This window comes from Mesorhizobium sp. M5C.F.Ca.IN.020.29.1.1, assembly GCF_003997375.1.
Taxonomy (GTDB): Bacteria; Pseudomonadota; Alphaproteobacteria; order Rhizobiales; family Rhizobiaceae; genus Mesorhizobium; species Mesorhizobium wenxiniae.
In genome coordinates this window covers 1-4,172 of the sequence record NZ_RZSW01000543.1, presented here as the reverse complement: position 1 = coordinate 4,172, position 4,172 = coordinate 1, and the positions used below count along the sequence as shown (strand labels likewise).

The window sequence follows — 4,172 nt, the reverse complement described above, 5'->3', positions numbered from 1 at the left end:
TTGGAGAAGGTCAGTCCCAGCGAGGCGGTATGGGAACCCAGCGCATAATCGGGCTTTACCGCCTTCGCCACGAGATCGTGGCGCTGCGGCTTGACGCGTTCGTCGATGTTCTGCCCGAAATAGCTGTAGGGCCAGCCGTAAAAAGCGCCGTCACGAACCGAGGTCATGTAATCCGGGACGAGATCGTCGCCGATCTCGTCCCGCTCGTTCACGGCGACCCAAAGCTCGCCAGTTTCAGGGTTCCAGGACAGCCCGTTCGGGTTGCGCAGCCCTGACGCGAAGACCCGGGTGCGGCGGGTCGACCGGTCCACTTCAAGGACGGCGGCGCGGTTCCTCTCCGCGGCCATGCCGTTTTCTCCAACATTGCTGTTGGAGCCGACGGTGACATAGAGCTTGCGTCCATCCGGACTTGCGATCACGTCCTTGGTCCAATGATGGTTGAGATCTCCAGCCGGCAAGTCGACGATCTTTTCCGGCGGCGTTGTGACTCGGGTCTGGCCATTGGAGTAGGGGAAAGAGACGAGCGCGTCGGTATTTGCGACAAAGAGCTTGCCTTTGGACAGCGTCATACCGAAGGGTGAATTGAGGCCTTCCGCGAACGTCCTGCGCACATCGGCAATGCCGTCGCCATTGGTGTCGCGCAGGAGCGTGATACGGTTGGCGCTTTTGGTCGCGGCCCCGGCGCGCTTCATAGCAAGGTCCATGAAGACCTTTCTAAGGCTGAAGCCTTCGTCATGCTTGGCAGGAGCATTGGTTTCGGCGATCAGCACGTCGCCGTTCGGAAGCACGTGCAGCCAGCGCGGATGGTCGAGGCCGGTGGCGAAGGCGTTCACCATCAGCCCCCGAGCCGGGGTTGGCATGCCACCTTTCTGCCAGCCCTTCGCCTCGGCGATGTTGACGGTCGGGATCAGCGTCGGTCTTGGTTTCGGTAAAGTGGGGTTGGGGCCATAGCCGGTTATTGCCCCCGTTTTCTGCGCCGAAAGGCCAGCGCAGCTCGCCATGACGACTCCCAATACCGCTATGACTACGCTTCGTGGGAAGCCGGCATGCATCGGACGTCCTCCACATGGATTTACGTGGTGCTCTTTGCGTAAACGCAAGTCAACGGCGTATTATTCCAGATTGCCTCCCAAACAGCGGCGTCGTAGGCGCGCCTCGGATGACAGTCAAAACCGTCACACGAAACCGGTTCGCCCGTGCTAGTGATCACAGTCTGGTCGCCGCCGCGCGGCGGCGTATTCGAGACTGGCGACGCGACCATGAACATCACGCTCAACCCGGAAGGCACCGACCTATCGCCTTATCTGCCCGACGAGCACGGGCTGTTCTTCGTCTATCACTTCACCGCCGAAGGCGCGCGAACCAAAGACCCGGCCGGCACACACTGGACCTGGCGCAGCTACCAGCTTTCCGACATGCGCGCCCGCCATGAGATTGCCACCGAGCCGGCTTTGCCGCCACCGGTGCGCGATGCCTTCCTGACGGCCGGCCATGGCTGCCACATCGACCTCGATGGCGACTGGCTCTACGGCGACCTGCCGGACCTGCGCCACGACTATTCGGCGGAGGCGCGCGGGCTCGGCCATTTCCGTTTCGCCTTCAACGACACGATGCTGATCGGCGGGCGCAAGCAACCGCTACGGTCGGTCGACAATATCCGCAAGGCGATCGACAACGGTTCGCGCAAGTTCCGCTCTCCGGCAGAGCTGATCGAGGCTGTGATGGGCCAGTCGCTTGACGGCATGGCGACGGAACTCGGTGGCCTTGGCGACACGCTCGACGGCATCGAGGACCGCATCGTCTGCGACGCATGGCACAATGAGCGGCAGGCGCTGGTCGATGCGCGCCGGCAACTGGTGGTGATCCATCGGCAGATGGCGTCGCTGACCAGCCTGTTCCGCCATCTCGACCATTCGCATCGCAACGATTGCCTGATAAAATCAACGACATGGCGGCACGGCTTTCGCACCGCGCCCATACATTGCATCATGACGGCGAGCAATTGCAGGCACGTGCCCGGCTCCTGCAGGACGAGCTGATGGCCAAGCTAACGACGCAGTCGAACCAGTTACTCTACATGCTGTCGGTGATGACCGCGGTGCTGTTGCCGATGACGATCATCTCCGGCCTGTTCGGCATGAATGTCGGCGGGCTGCCGCTGGTCGACACGCCGATGGGCTTCTGGGTGGCGTCGGCGATATCGCTGGTCGTCGCGGCGGTCGTCTATCTGTTCGTCAGGCGGCTGGGGCGCGGGGTGTAGCGCCGGCCTTGCGCGCCGAAGAAAACATCGACCAGGAGTAGATCGCCAGCGCCGTCCAGATCAGGCCGAAGGCGATGGCCTGGGTGCTGCCGAAGGGTTCGCCGAAAATCAGCACGGCGATCAGGAACACAATGGTCGGCGCGATATACTGCATGATGCCGATGGTGGAGAGACGCAACAGCTTGGCCCCGAAGGCAAACAGCAGCAGCGGTATGGCGGTGACCGGGCCGCAGCCGATCAGCAGTGCGGCGTCGCTCAGGGAGCCGGACACGAAATGATCCTGTCCGCTGGCTGCGAGGTAGATGATGTAGCCGAGCGCCGGCACGGACAGCAGCAGCACTTCGAGCAGAAAGCCCTGGCTCGGACCGATCGGCAGCGTCTTGCGGAAGAAAGCATAGGCAGCAAAGGAAAACGCCAGCACCAGCGACACCCAGGGCAGCTTGCCGGCGTCGATCGTCAGCACCGCGACCGCGATGGCCGCCAGCAGCACCGCCGCGATTTGCAGCCTGTCGAGCCGCTCGCCAAGCAGCAGCGCACCGACAACGACGCTGACAAGCGGGTTGATGTAATAGCCAAGCGCGGTCTCGATGGTACGGTCGACCGCGATCGCCCAGACATAGATGCCCCAGTTAACCGAAATCAGCGCCGCCGTCAGCGCCGCCATCGAAATGATGCGCGGCGAACGGATTGCGGCCTTGAAGTCCGCGGTGCGGCCGGCCCAGACCAAAACGGCGGCGGCAATCGGCACCGACCAGACGATGCGGTGCGCAATGACTTCGGCCAGCGGCAGATGCGCAACCGCCTTCATATAGAAGGGCAGCAACCCCCACAGGAGATAGGCGCCCAGGGCCAACAGAAAGCCACGCCGGGCCTTTGAGTCTGCTTCGAGCTGGATTGCTTGCGTGGGCATGGCCCAACGCTATGCGCCAGCCCCCGGGCCAAGACCATCGCAAAGTTCTGATGGATCAATGGACTTTCGCTGATGGTTCAATCCTACTCCGCCGCGACCAGCCCGGCCATCTCGCGGTTCTTCATCAGCTTGTAGACGATCGAATCCATCAGCGCCTGGAACGAGGCGTCGATGATGTTTTCTGAGACGCCGACCGTCCACCAGCGGGCGCCGGTTGCGTCATGCGATTCGATCAGCACGCGGGTGATCGCCTCGGTGCCACCATTGAGGATACGCACCTTGAAGTCGGCAAGTTCGAGGTCGGCGATCTCGTTCTGGAATTTTCCGAGATCCTTGCGCAGCGCGATGTCGAGCGCATTGACCGGGCCGTGTCCTTCGGCCACCGACATCTTCTCCTCGCCGTCGACCATCACCTTGACGATCGCCTCTGAGACCGTCTTCAGCTGGCCGTTGGCGTCGAAGCGGCGCTCGACCATGCAGCGAAACGAGGTGACGCTGAAGAATTCCGGCAGGCCGTGCAGCATCTTGCGCGCCAGAAGCTCGAAGCTGGCATCGGCGCCCTCATAGGCATAGCCTTCGGCCTCGCGCTCCTTGACCACAGCGATCAGTGCGTCGAGCCGGTGGTCGTCTTTCGGCATGTCGATGCCACGCCGCTTCAACTCGGCGAGGAAATTGGCCTTGCCGCCCTGGTCCGAGACCATGACGCGGCGGCGGTTGCCAACTGCTTCCGGCGGCACATGCTCGTAGGTGGCCGGCTCCTTGGCCAGCGCCGAGGCATGGATGCCGGCCTTGGTGGCGAAGGCGGAAGCGCCGACATAGGGCGCCTGCGCTTCCGGCGCGCGGTTCAGCAATTCGTCAAAGGCCCGGGAAAGGCGCGATATTCCGGCCAACGCTTCGGCCGAAATGCCTGTCTCGAAGCGGTTGGAAAAGGCCGGCTTCAGCGCCAGCGTCGGCACGATCGAGATCAGATTGGCGTTGCCGCAGCGCTCGCCGATGCCGTTC

General features: G+C 62.9%; 3 protein-coding genes and 1 pseudogene. 1 reads left to right on the top strand and 3 read right to left on the bottom strand.

Annotated elements, in window-relative coordinates; genetic code table 11:
- On the bottom strand, window positions 1–1,052 hold a 1,052-nt coding region (locus EOA85_RS29185; protein WP_164759954.1), incomplete at its 3' end, for a sorbosone dehydrogenase family protein.
- Window positions 1,053–1,259: 207 nt separating this feature from the next.
- Here EOA85_RS29185 and EOA85_RS39980 point away from each other — a divergent pair.
- Window positions 1,260–2,260 (top strand): annotated as a pseudogene (locus EOA85_RS39980) (transporter).
- Here EOA85_RS39980 and rarD read toward each other — a convergent pair.
- Window positions 2,235–3,170, bottom strand: a complete 936-nt coding sequence (gene rarD, locus EOA85_RS29175; RefSeq protein WP_127212067.1) for an EamA family transporter RarD — start codon at window positions 3,168–3,170, stop codon at window positions 2,235–2,237. The pseudogene EOA85_RS39980 and the gene rarD sit on opposite strands and share 26 nt — an antisense overlap.
- Window positions 3,171–3,253: 83 nt before the next feature.
- On the bottom strand, window positions 3,254–4,172 hold a 919-nt coding region (locus EOA85_RS29170), incomplete at its 5' end, for an alpha-isopropylmalate synthase regulatory domain-containing protein (protein ID WP_281033796.1).